The following is a 19,116-nucleotide window of genomic DNA, read 5'->3' as shown; positions in this document are numbered from 1 at the left end:
GGGCGGGGGTTCTAGAACTTGAAGTGGGCGCTCAGCTCGGCGGAGCGGCCGGGCGCCACGGTGGCGAACATCCCGACGTGGGAGGCGTCGTAGATAGTCTCGTCGGTCAGGTTCATGACGTTGAGCTGCAGGTCGAGGTTCTTGTTGACCTTGTAGCCGAGCATCGCGTCGTAGCGCCAGTAGTCCGGCACGCTGATGGTGTTGGCATCGTTCATGTAGCGCGCATCCATGTAGGTGGCACCGCCGCCAATGCTCCAGCGTGGGTCGAGGTCGTAGCGGGTCCACAAGCTGAAGCTGTTGGGGGCGATGAACTTGGCCTGGTTGCCGTCGTTGCGGGCGTCGCCACCGGACTTCACCACCTCGGCGTCGAGGTAGGTGTAGCCGGCCCAGACCGCCCATTTGTCCGTCAGGCGCCCGGTGGCGCCCAGTTCGATACCCGTCACCCGCTGGTTGCCATCCAGGGCCACCAGCCCGGTGCTGGGGTCGGTGACCCGGGCGTTGGTTTTTTCCGTGCGGAACACCGCTGCCGTGAGGGACAGCTGTTCATTGAATACATCCCACTTGGTGCCCAGTTCCAGGCTGCGGGTTTTCTCCGGATCGAGGTGGGCCTTGTTGTTGCCCAGGTTGCCGGCCCCGGCGCCATCGGCTCCGCCGGATTGGGTGTTTTCCCCCGACGGGTTGGACGAGGTGCCGTAGGACAGGTAGACCGAACCGTTGGGCCGAGGCTTGTAGACGATGCCGGCCTGGTAGTTCCACAGCTCGCTGGAGGAGCCGACCCCTTGCTGCAGGCGGTCCTTGACCTGGTAGTCGTCGTAGCGCAGGCCCAGGTTCAGGTCCCACTGCTCATGCAGTTTCAGGGTATCGAAGGCATACAGCGACGCCACGTCGGTGCGGTATTGGCTGGTCACTGCACCGCTGCCCCGCCTCAGTGTCCAGCCGCTGTCGTGGGCATCGGGGTTGTGCAAGTCGCCCAGCGGGCCGTTGCTGCCCGCGTGCTTGTCCCGTGTGGTGATGGTTTCACGGCTCAGTTCCAGGCCCAGCGAGTAGCGGTGTTCGAGCCCGCCGGTGTGCAGCGTGCCGAACAGGTCGGTCTGGTTGATCAGGGAGTCGTTGACCACGTTGCGCGCGCGGAAGCCGCGCTGGACCTGACCGGCCTGTTCCTGGGCGGCGGTCATGATCGGCCGGCTCATCACGTAGTCCTGCATCGAGCGTCCGCCGCGCAGGGTGTTGCGCAAGGTCAGGTCGGCGCTGAAATCATGCTCCAGCCGCAAGGTGGCGATGTCGGCCGAGGTCTTGCGGAAATCCCGTTCCAGCAGGCCGTAGAAATTGTCGCGATCGACCTTGGCCGGTCGCTGGGTGACGTTGGAAATGGGGTGGCCCTGGTCCGGAATGTCATCACTTTGCAGGTGGTAGTAGCTGGCGCTGATCCGGGTCGGGCCCGACAGGCCCCAGGTCATTGTCGGGGCAATGCCCCAGCGGCTGACGTCCACCCCGTCGCGGCCCGGCGTGTCGGCTTCATGCTTCATCGCGTTGAGGCGCAAGGCCAGGTCCTGCTCGGGAAAGTACTGGTTCACGTCCAGGGTGTGGCGCCACAGGCTGTCGGAACCCAGGGTCATGCTGCCGGCGACAAAGTCTTCGGTGCCTGCCGACTTGCTCACCAGGTTCAGGCTGCCGCCGGTGGAGCCTCGGCCGGAATAGGCGGAGCCGGGGCCTTTGAGGATTTCGATGGACTCCAGGTTGAAGGCCTCGTGGGACGCCCGGCCCAGGTCGCGAACGCCGTCGATCTGGATGTCGGTGCTGGCTTCGAAGCCGCGAATGAAGGGCCGGTCCCCCAGGGGCGTCCCCCCTTCACCGGCGCCCAGGGTAATGCCCGGGGTGGTGCGCAACACGTCGGTCAGTGAAGTGGCGCCGCGTTCCTTGATCAATTGCTCATTGATGATGGTGATGGAGCGGGGCGTCTCCAGCAGCGGTTCGCCGAGTTTCGGCGAGGAGGCGTGATCGACCTTGTAGGGGGCGTGCTGTTTGCCGCTGACCTGGATCGGGTCCAGTTGCAGCGCGTTGGGGATGTGGGGCTCGGCGTCCTCGGCGGCCTGGCTGAGGGAGCTGCAGGCGGCGAGGCCGAGGGCGCTGTACAACGGCGATCTGGCGAACGCGCTACGGTATTTTTCGGTCATGAGGGCAGTGCTCGCAAAGAAGATTGAATGCGAAGCGATGCTATTTGTAAGGGTTTGGATACCGAAGGATCTTTACGAAATTTACAACAATTGCTTGAGGTTATTCTGAAATTAGTAACATTTTGTTGTTTTTAGAGGATGTTTGAAACTTATTGTTGCGTATTTGGCGAAGGTTGGCGCGTGCTCAGGGCCAACAAGTCTTGATCCAGTTCGACCATGGCCTGCTCCAGTCGGGCCAGAGCCGCTTGGACCTGAGCGATGGCGCTGCCCTGGCTGCAGGCCAGTTCCAGGGACTCACAGTGCTCGATCAGGGCCTGGGCCTTGATGATGCGTGCCGCGCCGCGGACCCGGTGGGCCAGTTCGGCGATACCTTTGGGGTTATTCCCCGACTGCAACTGGCGGACCTGCGCCAGGTCCAGGCGGTTGCTGTGCAAGAGCCCTTGCAACATGCGCTGGATGGCGGCGGGGTCGCCGCCCGTCAGGTGGTCCAGTTGCTGTATGTCGTAGCGGATCGTCGTCGGCGGTGCCTGGGCCGGTCGTGGGGGCAGGGGCGCTAGCTGGCGCAGGCAACGGTCCAGGTCGGGCAAGGCGATGGGCTTGAAGATGCAGCCGTTCATACCGGCGTCGAGGCAGCGCTGCTCCTCATCGGGGTGGACGTTGGCGGTGAAGCCGAAAATCGTCGTCGCCGGGCGTCCCTGATCGCGCTCCGCCTGGCGGATCTTGCGGGTCAGGTCGTAACCACTCATCAGCGGCATGTTGCAGTCGCTGATGACCACGTCGAATGCCTGCTGCTGCCAGCGTTCAAAGCCCTCGACGCCGTTCTGCGCCTGGTCCAGGGAGTAGTCGAGAAAGCGCAGTTGTTCACACAGCAACTGACGGTTGGCCTGGCTGTCGTCCACCACCAGGATGTGCAGTGCCTGCTTGGCGGGAGGTTCGCTGGGCGCCTGGGCTGGCCGGGGCACCAGGGGCAGCGGGTCCAGGCGGCTCAACGGCAGTTGCACCCGCAGGGTGGTGCCGTGGCCGGGCTGGCTGTGCAGCTCCAGTTGGCCCCCCATCATTTCGCACAGGGTGCGGCAGATGGCCAGGCCCAGGCCGGTGCCGGAGCGGGCGTGTTGGTGCTGGCCGGGCACCTGGCTGAAGGGCTGGAACAACCGTTGCTGGTCTTCGGCGTTGATGCCGATGCCGCTGTCCTTGATCGACAGTTGCACCAGCAGCCGCTGCGGCCCCTCGGCCTGGGCCTCCAGGCGCACCTGAATGCCGCCCTGTTCGGTGAACTTGATGGCGTTGCTGATCAGATTGGACAGCACCTGCTTGAAGCGCAGCGGGTCCACCAGCACATCGCTGTGGGTATCACCGGCCAGTTCCAGCTCCAGGCGCAAGCCTTTTTGCCGGGCCAGGCCGTCGAACATCCGGATCACCGACCCCACCAGCTCCTGCAGGTTGGCTCGTTCCGGGCTCAGGCTCAGACGCCCGCTTTCAATGCGCGCGATGTCGAGGATGTCGCCGATCAGGTCCAGCAGGCCCAGGGCCGATCCGTAGGCCACCTCGATCGAAGGGCGGTCGAACTGGCCCTGGTCGGCGCGCTTGAGGGCCAGTTCGAGCATGCCGATCACCGCGCTCATGGGGGTGCGGATTTCGTGGCTCATGGTCGCCAGGAAGGTGGTCTTGGCCCGATTGGCCTTGTCGGCGTCGTTTTTGGCCTGGGTCAGTTCCTCCAGCAGTTGCTGGCGCTCGCTGATGTCCAGCCAGCCCCCGATGATGCCCTGGATGTCACCCTGGGCATTTCGGTACGGCAGCATCCAGTGGTAGATGTTCAGGCGCTGGCCGCGGATGTGCACTTCACGGTCGATCAGCAGCGGTTGGCCGCCAGCGAGGATGGTCTTGAAGTCTTCGGCGAACAGTGGGGCCTCGGGCACCGCCAGTTGGTCGAGGCTGGTGCCCAGCATGCTCTGGCGATCGGCGCCCATGGCCTTGAGGTAGCTGTCGTTGCAGATCACCAGGCGGCGGTTGAGGTCGCGCACATAGATCGGGTTCGGCGTGCCGTTGATCAATGCGTCCATAAAACGCAGTTGGTCGTTGAGGGCCTGTTCGGCCCGTTCGCGCTGGCTGACTTGGCGGCGCATGGCGTAGCCCCAGGCCAGGGCGATCAACAGCAACAGCGCCGAGCCGACGCCGGCCAGGTAGAGGGTGGTGCGGTAGTCGCGCCAGGACGGTGGGGCGACCGCCGCCTTCGAGCGCCAGCGGTTGTTGAGTTCAGTGAGGGCGTCGGGGGATATGCTGCGCAGGGATTTGTCGATGATGCTGAACAGTTCCACCTGGTCGCGGCGGATGCCAAAGGTTTCGTTGAGCAGCGGCAGGTTGAGGGCCGACCTGACCTTGAGCCGGTCCTCCCTGATGCGTGGCAAGTTGAAACTGACGGCGATTTCCGCTTGCACGGCAGCGTCGGCCTGACGCTCGCGCAGCAGGGTCAGGGCTTCGAAGTTGGTCTGGGCTTCCTTGATCCGGATCTGCGGATAGCGTTGGCGCAGCAGCGGCACCAAGGCATGGCCGCTGCCAATCAGTAGGGTCTTGCCGGCCATGTCTTCCAGGCTTTTCGGCGCATCGGGTCCGTCGCGGGTAATCAGCATGTAAGGGCCCACGAGGTAGGGCCGGGTGAATTGCAGATAGGCCTCGCGTTCAGGGTTGCGCGCCCGATCGGCCACCATCTGCACCAGGCCTTCGCGCACAGCCTCGTTGAGCTCCGTGAAGCTGGGCCGAGTGTGGATTTCAAAGGTCAGCCCGGTCTTGGCCTCCAGCATGGCCAGCAGGTCGGCGGTGATCCCCAGGTAATTGCCATCGGCGTCGAAGTAGGACATCGGCGGCAGGTAACGGTGAATGCCGATGTGCACCACCGGGTTCTTTTCGATCCAGCGTTGTTCATCGGCCGTGAGGTTGGTTTTCTCCATGCTCAGCAGCAGGCGATCGCCCCAGCGATTGCGGATGCTGACGTCCTGCTCTTTGTTGATCGATTGCAGCGCCGTGTCGATCAGGCGCTGCAACCGTGGGTTGCCCGGGTTGATGGCGAAGGCAAAGCCCGAGACGCTGGCCGGGCCGCTGTAGATGATGCGCAGGTAGTCGCTGTAGTTGCGCGAGATCAGGAACTGCGCCGTGACCGCATCGCTCAGCAACACATCGGCATCACCGAAGGCCACGGCCGCCATGGCGGCATCCGCGGTGCTGTAGCTGTCGATCCGGGCCTTGGGGTACATGGCCTGGGCGACGGGCAGGGTGATGGTGTCCAGGGAAATGGCCAGCCGGCGGTCCTGCAGGCCATTTTTCAGCGACGGCGCATCCCCCAGGCGGGCCACCAGGGTCGGGCGATTGACCAGGTAGCTTTGGCTCTGCAACAGGTGGTGCTGCTGGGCGGCGCTGGCGGTGACGCGGCCCATGAAATCGATCTCGCCGTTGGCCAGGGCGTGGAAGACCTGCTCACGGGTTTCATAGGCACGGAGGCTGACCTTCACCCCCAAGGCGTCCGCCAGCAGGCCAAGGTAGTCGGCGGTGATGCCTTCGTACTCGTTGGACTCGTTGAGCATTTCCAGGGGCGCCAGTTGCTCGCGTGAGGTGCCCAGGACCAGTTCGCGCTTGTCCCGCAGCCATTGCCGGTCGTCGGCGTTCAGGCGCAGGTCGGGGTGGTGGGGCGATTCGTAGTCGAGCAGTTGCAAGGGAGTGGTGGCGTCGCCCAGGGCCGGGAGGCAGGCCAGCCACATCAGCGCCAGCAGAAGAAAACGAGGCATTGGGGCTCCTGGGCGGATCACGGCACAAGGATCGGTCGAAGGGGGAGGACGCAGGCTGCACAAGGTCTGGCGGCCCATGCTGAGTCTCAATATAGATCAAGGGTTGGTGCCAAATCGGCTTATTTTCCTGGAGGGTCGCGCCTCGGACAAGCCCGTTGTTGTGGGCAGACCGAAGGTGTTGCCGGCGCCTTGACCGGCTTGCGGTTAGCGATACGCTTGGGTTATCCGCACAGCGTCAGCGGGGGGTGTCGGACGGTCGCCGCCAAGCGGATTCAGTGGCCGTCCAGGCGTTCAATATTGGCAGTACCGGTTACCCAGGGTGCGCGCTTGAATACCTTGAAGATACTTGTTCTGGAAGACCATCCCGTGCAGCAGATGCTGGCCGTCGAACAGTTGCTGCGCCTGGGTGCGGTCGAGCCCCTGGCAGCGTCTGACGGGGTCAGCGCCTTGAGCCTGCTGCAGGAGCACGGCGCAGTCGATATCGTACTGTGCGACTTGCAGATGCCCGGCATGGACGGCCTGGAATTCCTGCGTCGGGCCAGTGACGCCCGCCTGCTGCGAGCGGTGATCCTGTTCAGCCTGATCGAGTCCGACCTGCGGCGCGCGGTGTTGCAGATGATCAGCCTGCTGGGCCTGGTGGTGCTGGGGGATGTGAGCAAGCCGGCGCCGTTATCGGCCATGCGCGGCATGCTCGAACTCTATCTGCAGCGGCATTGGCAGCAACCCGAGTCGGCGCCGCGCCCCTTGATCGGGGTCAGTCGCGAGGACTTGCACCGTGGCGTCGAGCGAGGTGAATTCATCGCCTACTACCAACCCAAGTTCGAGATGAGCAGCCGCCGTTGTTGCGGCGCCGAAGTGCTGATGCGCTGGCAGCACCCGCAGCACGGGGTGTTGGCCCCGGCGGTGTTTCTCGACGCATTGGAAGCCGAAGGCCTGTTGGATCGGGTGTTCCTGCAGCAACTGGAGCAGGGCATGGCGCTGCAACAGCGCCTGTTGCAAGCGGGCGAACCCCTGGAGCTGGCCTTCAACCTGCAGCCACGGCAACTGGCCTCGAGCGATGTGGTGAACTGGATTCGCGCGGCCATCGAGCGGCACCGCATCCCGCCGCGCCTGCTGACCTTTGAAATCACCGAGGTCGGCCTGGTGCAGGCCCCGGCCATCAGCCTGGAGAACCTGGTGCGCCTGCGCATGATGGAGTGCAACCTGGCCATCGACGATTTTGGCGCCGGTTATTCCTCCCTGCAGCGCCTGTGCGAGTTGCCCTTCAACCAGATCAAACTCGATGCCCACTTCGTTCGCGAGCTGGTGAGCCAGCCCCGTTGCCGGGCGGTGGTCGGCGCGGCCCTGGCCCTGGCCCGCAACCTGGACATGAGCCTGGTGGTGGAGGGCGTGGAGACGGCCCTGGAGTGCCGCCTCTTGCTGGAAATGGGCTGCACCCTGGGCCAGGGCTATGAATACGCCCGGCCGATGCCCGAGGCCGACCTGCTGGCCTGGCCCCGTGGCGGCATGCTCACCGGGCAGTAGACGAGCGCCTCCGCGGCTGCCAGGCTCGGCATCTTTTTAGCCAATGTGGAGCACGTCATGCTGATTGTTTTCAGCGGCTTGCCGGGCACCGGCAAGAGCACGCTGGCCCGCGCCCTGGCCGAACAGTTGCAAGCCACCTGGCTGCGCATCGACAGCATCGAGCAGGCCCTGCGCGACGAGGGCCTGGCGGCCGTGGGTACGGCCGGTTACCGGGTGGCCAATGCCTTGGCCGAGGCCAACCTGGGGTTGGGCCTGCGGGTGATTGCCGATGGCGTCAACCCGGTGGCCGAGAGTCGCCAGAACTGGCAGGCGATTGCCCAGCGCCAGGGCGTACCGTTGCTGAATATTGAAGTCATCTGTTCGGATCGCGACGAGCATCGGCGCCGGGTCGAGGGCCGCGAATCGCAGGTGCCGGGGCTGGTCTTGCCGACCTGGCAGTCGGTGCTCGAGCACGACTACCAGGCCTGGGACACGCCGCCCCTGCGCCTGGACAGTGCAGTGTTGTTACCGCACGAGGCGGTCCAGGTGATTGTGCGGCACCTTGGGTAAATCCGCGGAGATAGCGGAAAAATCTGCGATCAGGCTGGATTTCAGGGCATTACGCCCCTGGCTGGTGCGTAATGCCGAACATAAACAGTGCGCGGAGGGGGCGGTAGACGGGCAGCGTGGTGCCTGGGTTACGCCGGTGCACGCTGCCGGTTGGGTAAAAAAGTCCCGTTAACAGGGCAAAAAAAACCGTTCCCGGGCTTTCTGCACTTTTTTTGTTCGCGCCAGGGTTGTGCAGGGCCCTGGCGCGGGCCCCTGGACTTAAACGGTTCAGTGCTTCACCCCTGGCGTGTCGCCTGAATGAAATAAAATGTCGCCTTATCAATGACTTTGAGCGCTGGGTGACTTTCTTTGCGGCGATCCGGGTTTTGGGCATAGCGATTGCTAACCCTCTATCAGGGCTTGGTAAATTTCTTGCCAGCCCTCCCTGGCATTCAGGCCCCAGGCGGGCCCGCCGCGATCTTTCAAATCGACGTTCCCATTCAATCCCAAGGCTGACCCCTGCCATGCACCCATGGCGGTCAGGGCGCCCAGGGCTTGCCGGAAAAAAGGCGCACACCCTGCACCTTGTCCAGGGCGCCGATTCGCGGGGATTTTTCAGGTTGGATATCGACCACGCACAGTGAGGTGCTTCATTACCGGGTAGCAGACAAGCACGTAAGGCCGAACCTATTGGAATAGAAAAGTGTGCATAAAAAGCCGTTTAAACCACGGCGAGGAGTTGGGGTATGTCCCGTGCTTTTTTTAATGAAATGTATGACGCCAGCGGGGGCTGCCGCCCGCATTATCGAGAGTTCGCCCGCTGGTTGGCGGACACCCCTCTGGAGCTGCTGGAGCAGCGTCGCCGCGAAGCCGACCTGTTGTTCCATCGCGCTGGCATCACCTTCACCCTGTACGGCGACGAGCAGGGCACCGAACGCCTGATCCCCTTCGACATCATCCCCCGCAGCATCAAGGCCAGCGAATGGCAGAGCGTGGAACGCGGCTGTATCCAGCGAGTCCAGGCCCTCAACATGTTCCTCGCGGACATCTACCACGGCCAGCGCATCCTCAAGGAAGGCATCATTCCCGCCGAACAGGTGCTGGCCAACGAGGGCTATCAGATGGCCATGCGTGGCCTGGACTTGCACCGCGGCATCTACGCACACATTGCCGGGGTCGACCTGGTGCGTGATGGCGACGGCAGTTACTACGTGCTCGAAGACAACCTGCGAACGCCCAGCGGCGTGAGCTACATGCTCGAAGACCGCAAGATGATGATGCGTCTGTTCCCCGAGCTGTTTGCCGCCCAGCGCGTGGCGCCCATCGACCACTACCCGAACCTGCTGCTGGACACCCTCAAGAGCTCCAGCCCCCTGGACAATCCCACGGTGGTGGTGCTGACCCCGGGCCGCTTCAACAGCGCCTATTTCGAACATGCGTTCCTGGCCCGGGAGATGGGCGTGGAGCTGGTGGAAGGCGCCGACCTGTTTGTGCGTGATGACCGGGTGTTCATGCGCACCACCTCCGGCGCGCAAGCGGTGGACGTGATCTATCGCCGCCTCGACGATGCCTACCTCGACCCGCTGTCGTTCAATCCCGACTCCATGCTCGGGGTGCCGGGGCTGATTGCCGCCTACCGCTCGGGCAACGTGGTGCTGGCCAACGCTGTGGGCACCGGGGTCGCCGACGACAAGTCGATTTACCCCTATGTGGACGAGATGATCCGCTTCTACCTCAGCGAAGAGCCGATCCTCAAGAACGTGCCCACCTGGCAGTGCCGCAAGCCTGCCGAACTGTCCCATGTGCTGGCCAACCTGCCAGACCTGGTGGTCAAGGAAACCCAGGGTTCCGGCGGCTACGGCATGCTCGTGGGCCCAGCGGCCACGGCGGCGGAGATCGAGGATTTCCGCGCCCGGCTCAAGGCCCGCCCCGAGGCCTACATCGCCCAACCGACCCTGTCGCTGTCCACGTGCCCGACCTTTGTCGAAAGCGGGATTGCCCCGCGGCACATCGACCTGCGCCCATTCGTACTCTCAGGCAGCGAAACCCGCCTGGTGCCCGGCGGCCTGACCCGCGTGGCCCTGCGTGAAGGCTCGCTGGTGGTGAACTCGTCCCAGGGCGGCGGCACCAAAGACACCTGGGTAGTGGAGGACTGACACATGCTTTCAAGAACCGCTGCGGACCTCTATTGGATGTCCCGTTACCTGGAGCGCGCGGAGAACCTGGCGCGCATGCTCGAGGTCAGTTATTCCCTGTCGCTGATGCCCCAGGCCGGGCGGGGCGACGGTCGCGCCGAGCTGGCCATGTCGCTGCTGGCGGCCGGCACCCTGGATGACTACAACCAGCGTTACGGTGAACTCAACACCGAGCGCATGCTGCATTTCTTCGCCCTCGACGAGACCAACCCGGGGAGCATCTATTGCTGCCTGCGCGCGGCGCGCAGCAATGCCCACGCGGTGCGTGGGCGCATCACCGCCGACATGTGGGAGAACATCAACGCCACCTGGCTGGAGATGCGCAACATCGCCAGCAACGGCCTGGGGCGCTACGGCATCAGCCAGTTCTGCGAGTGGGTCAAGGAGCGTTCGCACCTGTTCCGCGGCGCCACCTCGGGCACCATCATGCGCAACGATGCGTATTGCTTCATTCGCCTGGGGACCTTTATCGAGCGGGCCGACAACACCCTGCGCCTGCTGGATGCGCGTTATGAAATGTTCGGCGAGGAATCCGAGGAGGTCAGCGACAACTCGGCCCGTGGCTATTACCAGTGGAGCGCCTTGCTCCGCGCCTTGTCGTCGTTCGAGGCGTTCAACGAAATCTACCGCAACGCTCCGGGGGCCGAGCAGGTGTCCGAGATGCTGTTGCTGCGCGCCGATGTGCCGCGCTCCCTGCACGCCTGTGTCGAGGAGCTGGACCACATCCTCGCCAGCCTGCCGGGCAACAACGGCCGTCCGGCCCAGCGCCTGGCCGCCGAGCTGAACGCGCGGCTGCGCTACACCGGGATTGACGAGATCCTGGCCTCGGGGCTGCACCTGTGGCTCACCGAATACATTGCGCAGATCCGCCACCTGGGTCAGACCGTGCACGAATCCTATCTGGAGGTCGTATGAAACTTTCCATACGTCACGACACCACCTACAGCTACGCCGATGAAGTCTGCACCAGCATCCAGTTCCTGCGCCTGACGCCGCAGAACAGCGAGCGCCAGCGCATCCTCCAGTGGCACCTGGAACTGCCGCGCCGGGTGCGCAGCCAGCTCGACCCCTACGGCAACATCCTCCATGTGCTGACCCTGGACGAGCCCCACGGCGCCATCGTGCTGACGGCCTATGGCGAGGTGGAAATCGACCCGCTGCGGGACGTGGAAGGGGACGAGCAATCGCCGTTGCCGTTCCTGCGCACCAGCCGCCTGACCCAGGCCGATGAGGCGCTGACGGCCTTTGCTGTGCAGCACTGCGGCGAGCGTCGGGACCGCCAGGCGCTGACCGAGCTGATGCAGGCCCTGGGTGCGCACATGCCCTACAGCCCGGGCGCCACCGAAGTCAGCAGCAGCGCCGCCGAGGCCTTTGCCGGCCGCGCCGGGGTCTGCCAGGACCACACCCATGTGTTCCTGGCCTGCGCCCGCAGCCTGGGGATTCCGGCGCGCTATGTGTCCGGCTACCTGTGCACCGAAGATCAGAGCCACCTGGCCAGTCACGCCTGGGCCGAAGCCTGGCTGGATGACGGCTGGTACAGCTTCGACGTGACCAACCAGCTGATCCGTCCGGAGCGCCACTTGAAGCTTGCGGTGGGCCTGGATTACCTCGACGCCTGCCCGGTACGGGGCATGCGCCGCGGCGGCGGGGCGGAGCAGATGCTGGCACGGGTCCAGGTCAGTTCCATGGTCCAGGTGCAACTGCAGTAGGACCTTGAGCGCCGCCTGCAGCCAGCACGGCGGCGCAACCCTCCACCTCGGCACTGCCGGGGTCATCAGGCGCCACAGGAGTAGCGACGATCAGCGTTCACGAACACCGCCAGCGTCTGGCATTGCAGGCCTATGTCGAGGCCCGGCCGGCTCTGCGTCAGCAGTTGGCCACACTGCCGCTGGCGCAGCACGCGGCCTACGTGCAGCAGGCCCTGGATGAGGAGGCCGCGGCGTTGCACATCGCGCCGTGGGAATTGCACTTGCAACTGCTGGCCAGCAGCCCCGAGGAACTGGCGGCCTTGCAGTTGGCCGCCCATCGCGAGATTGCCGAATTCGCCAATATGCCGTGGGCCGAGTACTGCGCCCTGACTGGGCGCAAGGCCTAGTTGCGGCTCAGCTGGCCCTGGGGTCTTGATAGTCCCGGCACCAGGAGCTGCCGTAACGGTCGAGCAAGGCTTGGCTCAACAGCTCGGTATCGGCAGCGTCGCTGAAGCGGAACAAGGTCCAGACCAGGGGCCGCACCAACTGGTCGCGCGTGCGGTACTGGGGGATATCGACAATGTGCTCGGCGTGCTGGTTGAACCACTGTTCGAGCAAGCGTTGAGAGGCGTCGTCCGCACCCAGCAGAAATACCCACAACACCCCCAGCAGGTCCAGGTCCCAACTGAGCATGGGGCGGTCGAAATCCACCGCCGCCAGAGGCACGCGATGCAGCAGGCCGGCCAGCTCGGCATGCAGCCAGGGGTCTTCGGCGAACTCGCTCTTAAGCTTGGCTTTTTTGCTCAGCATGCCTGGCTGGTGCGAGAAGCGCCTGGCCTGATTGAGCAGCGCCAGCTTGCGCGAGTACCCCGGCAACGACAGCTCGCCGTCGAACAGCAGGCGCATGACCCAGCGCTTGAGCCGGCAGCGCGGGTAGCTTTCTTGCTCCAGCACCACGGCGACCCGCGCGGCGGCCTGGGTCAGCAACGGCCAATGGAGCGGCTTGTTGATGGGCGGGGTCTGGCCATCGAGCAGCAGGTAGTAATAGAAGTCTTCCAGGGTGCTGTCAGGCAGGTCCTTGGGGGGCTTTCTGCTCAGTGGGGTGATTGCCGGGTGATGCATACAGGCGTAGTCGTTGTAGCTCAGTCCTTGCTCGAAACTGGCTTGGCCGGAGGCGATAAAGCGCTCCACGGTCTGCGTGCTGGAGGTCATGGGCCGTCCTGGGCGAGAGGGGGGCGCCAGTATAAGAAAAAACCGCCACGCCGTGGCCGCTCAATGTGGGGTCAGGTAGGCCTTGCGGTATTCGTCGGGGGTGTTGCCCATCATTTTGCGGAACATGCTGATAAAGGCCGAGGCGCTGCTGTAGCCAAGGTCCAGGCCGATGGTTTCCACGCTCTGGCCCTGTTCCAGCAGGGCCAGGGCCTGCACCACCCTCAGCCGTTGGCGCCATTCACTCAAGGACATACCCAGGTCGCGCTGGCTGCGACGCATCAGGGTGCGCTCGGTGGTGTTGGCTGCGTGGGCCAATTGCGGCAGCGAACGCGGGTCGCCGGGGTTGGCTTTCAGGGCCTCCAGCACGGGCCCCAGCAACGGGTCCACCGAGGACGGCAGGTAGCTGCCGGCGCACGAGGTGCTGGACAGCTTGTCCACCAGTACCTGCAACAGGCGCTGGTGCTGGGGGCTTTGCGGCAGCCCTGGCGGCGCCTGGCGCAGGTCATTGAGCAGGGCCAGGATCAGCGGGCTGACGGTCAGCGCGCAATGCTTGGCCGGCAACGCATCGCACAGCTCGACGGCCAAATACAGGGAGCAATGACAGGCCTGCTGATGATTGAAGCCGATATGCTCGACATTCGGCGGCAGCCAGATGCCGTATTGGGGTGGCGCCAGGTAATGGTGGTCGTCGAGCTGGATCTCCATCACGCCGCTGTAGGAATAGACGAACTCGCCCCAGGCGTGGCTGTGCCGGGGGTAGGTGGCGTGGGCCGGCAATTGCGCGCTGCGAAAGAAAATCGGCGCCGGCAAGGCATCGTTGTACGGTGCAAAGTGCAGGTAGTGGGCAAGGTTGTTCACGATGGGCACCGGCTTGGCGGATAAGTGCGATGGATTGTCGGATTGGCACTATATCTAGGAAAACTGTCAGCCTGACAATCCCCCATCACGTTCCCCCGACCAAGGACCCACCATGGCACCCCGCCAGACACTCGATGGACCCGCCTTCGGCCTTATGGTGTTGCTCTGCGCCCTTTGGGGTTTTCAGCAGGTAACGCTCAAGGCCACCGCGATGGACATTGCGCCCATTCTGCAGATTGCCCTGCGCTCCGCCGGAGCTGCGTTGCTGGTGGGGTTGCTGATGAGCGTGCGCCGCGAAACCCTCGGCCTGGCCAGCGGCCATTGGCGTCCGGGGCTGGTGGTGGGCGGCCTGTTCGCCCTGGAGTTTCTGCTGGTGGGCGAGGGGCTGCGGCACACCACGGCCTCCCACATGGTGATCTTTCTCTACACCGCGCCGATCTTTGCCGCCCTGGGCCTGCACTGGAAACTGCCCTCTGAACGCCTCAAGGCGGCGCAATGGCTGGGCATCGCCGTGGCCTTCGCCGGGGTGGTGGTGGCCTTCACCCGTCCTGCCAGCGCGGCACCGTCGGCGAGCAGCCTGTTGGGCGATGGCCTGGGGATCCTCGCCGGCGCCGCCTGGGGCGCCACCACCGTGGTGGTGCGCTGCTCGCAACTGGCTACCAGCCCGACCACCCGCACCTTGCAATACCAATTGCTCGGTGCCGCCCTCTGGCTGTCCCTGGCGGCGCTGGCCACCGGACAACTCACGGTGCATTTCACGCCCGTGGTGTGGGGCAGCCTGGCGTTCCAGGTGCTGCTGGTGTCCTTTGCCAGCTTCCTGATCTGGTTCAGCCTGCTGCGCCGCTACCTGGCGTCGCGCCTCGGCGTCCTGTCATTCATGACCCCGCTGTTCGGCGTGGGGTTTGGCGTGTGGCTACTGGATGAGCCCCTGGAACCCAACTTCATCGTCGGCGCCTTGCTGGTGCTGGCAGGCATCGTCCTGGTGAGCGGCTATGAATGGCTGCAGCAGCGCCTGTCCACCCGCCGCGCCAGCACCAGTGACCACGCCAGCTGCGGACTGGCCGACGATAAAGGCCGGACGGGGCGTTTGTAGGTGGGGTAGGGCGAAGACAACCCAGGCGTCACTCGCCCTGCCTGCAGTGGGCAGGCGCTTGCATGGTGCATCCCCGAGGATTGCCGTAGCCTTGCGGGCTTTGCACCGTTTGAGGGAGCTGCATGTCATCCGCTGTTGTGATTACCCCGGTCCAGCCTGACGAAATCGCCGCCACTCGGGATTTCGTCATGGCTGCCCGGGCGCAGATGTTTCCCTGGCTTGAGGCCGGGGCGCTGCCCGCCGATCTGGCGGACTTTTCCGCGCATTATCTGACGCCGGGGCAGGGGCGTTTCCTGATCGCTCGTTGCGGCGGCGAGATGGTCGCTGCGATCGGTTACCTGCCGTATGACGGTCGTTTTCCCCAGCTCGACTTTGCCGGGCGCAAGGTGGTGGAAGTGGTGCGTTTGTTCGTCAGCCCCGAGCAGCGGCGTGGGGGGCTGGCGGCGCGCTTGTACCAGGCGCTCAAGGCGTTGGCCGAGGCCGATGGGGTGCAGGTGCTGTACCTGCACACCCATCCATTTCTGCCGGGGGCCATCGCCTTCTGGCACAAGCAGGGTTTTACCACGCTGTGCGTCGATAACGACCCGCCGTGGCACACCACCCATATGCAGTGCGTGTTGGCCCAGGGCTGAAGGCCCGTCCCTTCAGTGGGGCGCCAGTACTCGCTGGATAATTGCGCCGAGGCGCTCCCTGGCCCGTGGCGCCAAGCCTTCGGGCAGCTTAGGCAGGGTCTCTGCGGGCGTGCCCACCTGGATCAGCATCACCATGCCCATGGCCACATGGGGGCTGCACTGGATGCCGTAGAAACCGGGCACCTCGAAGCTCTGCTCCACGGGCTGGTTGAGCTGGCTTTTGAAGGCGCTGGCGCCGGGCGGCAGCAGGCCGTCCATGGAGGCGGCGTTGTGGCCGTTCTGGGTGGGGATGAAACGCACGCTGTCACCGGGGGCCAGGCGCAGGAAGTCCGGCTCGTAGACCATGCTCCCGGCCGCGCCGCGATTGAGCATCTTGACCTCGTGCACGTCAGCCAGGGCCGAGGTGCCAAGGAGCAGGGCCAGCCAGGCCAGTTTGGGCTTGAGCAACATGCAGGGCTCCAGGCGTCAGTGGGAACGCAGGCGCAGGAAGCGACTGCCGTCCAGAGGGTCGGTGATGAAGTGGCCGCGCACGCCGAATACGCTGTGCAAGCGTTCCGGGGTCAGCACCTCGGTGGGGCTGCCGAGGGCCACCAGGCGGCCGCCCTGCATCAGCGCCAGGCGGTCGCAGCCCAGGGCCTGGTTGAGGTCGTGCAGGGCGATCACCGTGGTCACCGGCAGGTGCTGGACCAGTTGCAAAATGCTCAGTTGCTGCTGGATATCCAGGTGGTTGGTGGGCTCGTCCAGCAGCAGGACCCGGGGCCGCTGGGCCAGGGCCCGGGCGATGTGCACCCGCTGGCGTTCGCCACCGGACAGGCTGTGCCACCTGCGCCCTTGCAGGGGCAGCATGGCCACCGCCTCCAGGGACTCGCGGACAATCGCGTCGTCTGCGGTGCTCCAGGGGGTCAGGGCCGACAGCCAGGGCGTGCGCCCCAGTTCCACGGCGTCGCGCACGCTGATGGCGTCGTCGGTGCTGGCCTGCTGCTCGACCACCGCCAGCCACTGGGCGATCTGCCGCCGGCCGAGCCGGGCCAGGGGCTGCTCCATCAACCGCACTTCGCCCGCCTGGGGCCGCTGGATGCCCGACAGCAGCTTGAGCAGGGTGGATTTGCCGGAGCCGTTGGGGCCGACAATGCCCAGGGTTTCGCCAGCGCGGACGCTGAGGTCGATATCCTGTAGCAGCGGTCGGCCCTTGATGGCATAGCTCAGGCCCGAACAGGCCAGCACCGTGGTCCGGGATTGGGGGTTCAAGGCGTTCATCGGGCGTGGCTCCCGCGGATCAGGATCAGGGCGAAGACCGGGGCGCCGATCAAGGCGGTGATCACGCCGATCGGCAACACCTGGCCCTTGATCAGGGTGCGTGACAACACGTCGGCGGCCATCAGGAACAGGGCGCCGCTGAGGGCGCTGAGGGGCAGCAGCCGGCCATGCCGCGGGCCCACCAGCAGGCGCATGGCGTGGGGGATCACCAGGCCGACAAAACCGATGGAGCCGACGATGGACACCAGCACCGCAGTCATCAGCGCGGCGCTGGCGATCAGCAGGATCTGCACCCGACGCACCGGAATACCCAGGGCCGCGGCCGAGTCGGCGCCAAAGGTGAAGGCGTCCAGCGCGCGGCGATGCCACAGGCACAGCACCAGGCCCAGTAGCACCACCGGCAGCGCCAGGCTGACCGATGACCAGCGCACGCCGCTGAGGTTGCCCAGCAGCCAGAACATGATGCCCCGGGCCTGTTCCGCGCTGGCCGACTTGGTGATCAGGAAGGAAGTCAGGGCGTTGAACAACTGCGAACCGGCGATGCCGGCGAGGATGATTTGCCCGGCCGCCGCGCCACCACGAGCGCTGCGGGCCAGCAGGGTGACCAGGGTAAACGCCGCCACGGCCCCGAAAAAGGCCCCGGCCGACAGTGACAGCGCGCCGGCCCCCAAGCCGAGAATCGCCACCAGCACGGCGCCGGTGGACGCCCCGGCGGAAATCCCCAACAGGTAAGGGTCAGCCAGGGGATTGCGCAGCAGGGCTTGCAGCACCACCCCGGACAGCGCCAGCCCGGTGCCGCAGGCGGCGGCCACCAGGCCCGGGCCAGGCGGTAGTTCCAGACGATGCCTTCATCGATGGGGTCCAGCACGTGGCCGGCGTCCCAGAGTTTGTTGGCCAGGACCTGCAGCACCACCTGCAGGTCGATGTGGGTTTCGCCGATGCTCACCGCTGCCAGGACTCCCAGCAGCAACACCAGGCTGACCCACAGGCCGTGCCCGAGCAGCGGCGCGCATGCCCGGGCGACGCCGAGGGCACTCATGGTTGCGACTGGAGGCGCTGGCTGGCCTGGGCCAGGGCGTCGATGCCGTCGAACAGGCGCAGGCTGGCCTGCATGGCATGGGCGTCAATGATCAGAATGCGGTCGTGCTTGACCGCCTCCATATTGCGGGTCACCGGGTCGTTCTTGAGGAATTGCAGCTTCTTCTGGTAGTCATCGGCCGGAAAGCGGCGGCGGTCCATGCGGGCGATGATCAGGAAGGTCGGGTTGGCCTTGGCGATGGTTTCCCAGCCGACAGTGGGCCATTCCTCGTCGGATTCGATGACATTGCGCATGCCCAGGGTGTTGAGCATGAAGTCGGGAATGCCCTTGCGCCCGGCCACGTAGGGGTCGATATCGAGGTCGGCGCTGGAGAACCAGAACACCGCGGAGGGCGCCTGGCCCTGAGTCGGTGCCGCTTTGGCCACGGCGGCGGCGAGGCGGGCCTTGAGCTGCCCCACCAGTTGTTCGCCGCGCGCTTGCACGTCGAAGATCTGCGCCAGTTGCTCGATGCTCTTGTACAGGCTGTCGATGCGGAAGGTTTCCAGGCGCGTGCCGTCGGCGCCGCTGAGGTTGTCCTTGCCTTCGCAGTCCGACGGCATCAGGTACACCGGGATCTTCAGTTCTTCAAACTGCTCCCGGGTGCCGACCACGCCTTGGGCGCCGACCATCCATTCGAACTGCACCGCCACCAGGCCGGGGCGCTTGCCGATCACCGACTCGAAGCTCGGATCGTTGTCCGCCAGGCGCTCCACGGCGTCGTTCTGCGCCTTGAACTCGGGCAGCACGTCGTTGAACCACAGGGAGGTGCCGGCCAGTTTCGAACCCAAGCCCAAGGCGTAGAGCATCTCGGTGCCGGACTGGCCGATGGTCACGGCGCGGGCCGGGGCCTGGTTGAAGGTCAGGCGGGCGCCGCAGTTTTCCACGGTCAAGGGGTACTGGGTCGCCGGGGCGGCGAGGGCCAGGGAGCTGAAGCCGGCAGCGGCCAGCAGGGTGGCAAGGCGGGGCAGGGACATGAAAGGCGATCTCCATTCGAACGCGTGCACAGGCGGAGCGCACAGGTTTGGAAAACACATCCCACGCCGCGGGCGAAAAAAAGCCCGGGTACAGCGGATCGAGTCGTTGCAGACCGGCCGACGGATG

15 protein-coding genes and 1 pseudogene are annotated in these 19,116 nt (G+C 65.2%); 8 read left to right on the top strand and 8 right to left on the bottom strand.

Annotation, left to right across the window (positions count from 1 at the left end; genetic code table 11):
• Positions 1-11: 11 nt before the first annotated feature.
• The gene (locus M1B35_RS13395; RefSeq protein ID WP_268262163.1) at positions 12-2,174 is read right to left on the bottom strand and encodes a TonB-dependent receptor; all 2,163 of its coding nucleotides are present in this window, start codon (positions 2,172-2,174) and stop codon (positions 12-14) included.
• 149 nt (positions 2,175-2,323) lie between these two features.
• Positions 2,324-5,950: a transporter substrate-binding domain-containing protein gene (locus M1B35_RS13390; RefSeq protein WP_268262162.1), complete on the bottom strand. Its 3,627-nt coding sequence runs from the start codon at positions 5,948-5,950 to the stop codon at positions 2,324-2,326.
• A 297-nt stretch (positions 5,951-6,247) separates the two neighbouring features.
• Between M1B35_RS13390 and M1B35_RS13385 the strand changes: the two genes are divergently transcribed.
• The 6 genes from M1B35_RS13385 to M1B35_RS13360 all read left to right on the top strand — a co-directional run bounded on the left by M1B35_RS13385 (position 6,248) and on the right by M1B35_RS13360 (position 12,292).
• Positions 6,248-7,474 carry an EAL domain-containing response regulator gene (locus M1B35_RS13385; RefSeq protein WP_259740378.1) on the top strand — a complete coding sequence of 409 codons (1,227 nt, stop codon included), beginning with the start codon at positions 6,248-6,250 and terminating at the stop codon, positions 7,472-7,474.
• Between the two features lie 57 nt (positions 7,475-7,531).
• Positions 7,532-8,023, top strand: coding sequence for a P-loop nucleotide/nucleoside kinase family protein (locus tag M1B35_RS13380; protein ID WP_123331927.1), 492 nt, complete (start codon positions 7,532-7,534; stop codon positions 8,021-8,023).
• A 725-nt stretch (positions 8,024-8,748) separates the two neighbouring features.
• Positions 8,749-10,158 (top strand): circularly permuted type 2 ATP-grasp protein, encoded by a 1,410-nt coding sequence (locus M1B35_RS13375; protein ID WP_123331929.1) that lies wholly within the window; start codon positions 8,749-8,751, stop codon positions 10,156-10,158.
• 3 nt (positions 10,159-10,161) lie between these two features.
• Complete coding sequence (locus M1B35_RS13370; RefSeq protein ID WP_123331931.1) at positions 10,162-11,112, top strand: alpha-E domain-containing protein; 951 nt, start codon at positions 10,162-10,164, stop codon at positions 11,110-11,112.
• Positions 11,109-11,906 (top strand): transglutaminase family protein, encoded by a 798-nt coding sequence (locus tag M1B35_RS13365; RefSeq protein ID WP_123331933.1) that lies wholly within the window; start codon positions 11,109-11,111, stop codon positions 11,904-11,906. Before M1B35_RS13370 ends, M1B35_RS13365 begins: the two co-directional genes overlap by 4 nt.
• Positions 11,907-11,959: 53 nt before the next feature.
• Positions 11,960-12,292 (top strand): DUF6388 family protein, encoded by a 333-nt coding sequence (locus M1B35_RS13360; protein ID WP_279653806.1) that lies wholly within the window; start codon positions 11,960-11,962, stop codon positions 12,290-12,292.
• A 7-nt stretch (positions 12,293-12,299) separates the two neighbouring features.
• Here M1B35_RS13360 and M1B35_RS13355 read toward each other — a convergent pair whose 3' ends face one another.
• Positions 12,300-13,097, bottom strand: coding sequence for a hypothetical protein (locus M1B35_RS13355; RefSeq protein WP_268262161.1), 798 nt, complete (start codon positions 13,095-13,097; stop codon positions 12,300-12,302).
• 60 nt (positions 13,098-13,157) lie between these two features.
• A complete protein-coding gene (locus M1B35_RS13350; protein WP_268262160.1) occupies positions 13,158-13,955 on the bottom strand; it encodes an AraC family transcriptional regulator in 798 nt (265 codons plus the stop codon).
• Positions 13,956-14,067: 112 nt separating this feature from the next.
• Here M1B35_RS13350 and M1B35_RS13345 point away from each other — a divergent pair, with 112 nt between their 5' ends.
• Complete coding sequence (locus M1B35_RS13345; protein ID WP_123331941.1) at positions 14,068-15,048, top strand: DMT family transporter; 981 nt, start codon at positions 14,068-14,070, stop codon at positions 15,046-15,048.
• 122 nt (positions 15,049-15,170) lie between these two features.
• On the top strand, positions 15,171-15,680 hold the full coding sequence (locus M1B35_RS13340; RefSeq protein ID WP_123331943.1) for a GNAT family N-acetyltransferase: 510 nt from the start codon (positions 15,171-15,173) through the stop codon (positions 15,678-15,680).
• Positions 15,681-15,692: 12 nt separating this feature from the next.
• Here M1B35_RS13340 and M1B35_RS13335 read toward each other — a convergent pair whose 3' ends face one another.
• From M1B35_RS13335 to M1B35_RS13320, 4 genes and pseudogenes are all read right to left on the bottom strand, one after another.
• The gene (locus M1B35_RS13335; protein WP_268262159.1) at positions 15,693-16,130 is read right to left on the bottom strand and encodes a pseudoazurin; all 438 of its coding nucleotides are present in this window, start codon (positions 16,128-16,130) and stop codon (positions 15,693-15,695) included.
• A 15-nt stretch (positions 16,131-16,145) separates the two neighbouring features.
• Complete coding sequence (locus tag M1B35_RS13330) at positions 16,146-16,937, bottom strand: ABC transporter ATP-binding protein (RefSeq protein ID WP_268262158.1); 792 nt, start codon at positions 16,935-16,937, stop codon at positions 16,146-16,148.
• A pseudogene (locus M1B35_RS13325) lies at positions 16,934-17,976 on the bottom strand (FecCD family ABC transporter permease). Before M1B35_RS13325 ends, M1B35_RS13330 begins: the two are co-directional and overlap by 4 nt.
• Positions 17,973-18,989 (bottom strand): ABC transporter substrate-binding protein, encoded by a 1,017-nt coding sequence (locus M1B35_RS13320; RefSeq protein ID WP_268262157.1) that lies wholly within the window; start codon positions 18,987-18,989, stop codon positions 17,973-17,975. The pseudogene M1B35_RS13325 and the gene M1B35_RS13320 overlap by 4 nt, the downstream one beginning before the upstream one ends.
• Between the last annotated feature and the right edge of the window lie 127 nt (positions 18,990-19,116).

Source organism: Pseudomonas morbosilactucae (assembly GCF_023241665.1).
GTDB classification, from domain to species: domain Bacteria; phylum Pseudomonadota; class Gammaproteobacteria; order Pseudomonadales; family Pseudomonadaceae; genus Aquipseudomonas; species Aquipseudomonas morbosilactucae.
This window is presented reverse-complemented; position numbering and strand designations above follow the sequence as displayed.

What these genes read in the sequence shown, in the direction of transcription:
- M1B35_RS13395 (WP_268262163.1), bottom strand. Translation starts at nt 2,174, where the DNA reads ATGACCGAAAAATACCGTAGCGCGTTCGCCAGATCGCCGTTGTACAGC.
- M1B35_RS13390 (WP_268262162.1), bottom strand. Translation starts at nt 5,950, where the DNA reads ATGCCTCGTTTTCTTCTGCTGGCGCTGATGTGGCTGGCCTGCCTCCCG.
- M1B35_RS13380 (WP_123331927.1), top strand. Translation starts at nt 7,532, where the DNA reads ATGCTGATTGTTTTCAGCGGCTTGCCGGGCACCGGCAAGAGCACGCTG.
- M1B35_RS13375 (WP_123331929.1), top strand. Translation starts at nt 8,749, where the DNA reads ATGTCCCGTGCTTTTTTTAATGAAATGTATGACGCCAGCGGGGGCTGC.
- M1B35_RS13370 (WP_123331931.1), top strand. Translation starts at nt 10,162, where the DNA reads ATGCTTTCAAGAACCGCTGCGGACCTCTATTGGATGTCCCGTTACCTG.
- M1B35_RS13365 (WP_123331933.1), top strand. Translation starts at nt 11,109, where the DNA reads ATGAAACTTTCCATACGTCACGACACCACCTACAGCTACGCCGATGAA.
- M1B35_RS13355 (WP_268262161.1), bottom strand. Translation starts at nt 13,097, where the DNA reads ATGACCTCCAGCACGCAGACCGTGGAGCGCTTTATCGCCTCCGGCCAA.
- M1B35_RS13345 (WP_123331941.1), top strand. Translation starts at nt 14,068, where the DNA reads ATGGCACCCCGCCAGACACTCGATGGACCCGCCTTCGGCCTTATGGTG.
- M1B35_RS13340 (WP_123331943.1), top strand. Translation starts at nt 15,171, where the DNA reads ATGTCATCCGCTGTTGTGATTACCCCGGTCCAGCCTGACGAAATCGCC.
- M1B35_RS13335 (WP_268262159.1), bottom strand. Translation starts at nt 16,130, where the DNA reads ATGTTGCTCAAGCCCAAACTGGCCTGGCTGGCCCTGCTCCTTGGCACC.
- M1B35_RS13330 (WP_268262158.1), bottom strand. Translation starts at nt 16,937, where the DNA reads ATGAACGCCTTGAACCCCCAATCCCGGACCACGGTGCTGGCCTGTTCG.
- M1B35_RS13320 (WP_268262157.1), bottom strand. Translation starts at nt 18,989, where the DNA reads ATGTCCCTGCCCCGCCTTGCCACCCTGCTGGCCGCTGCCGGCTTCAGC.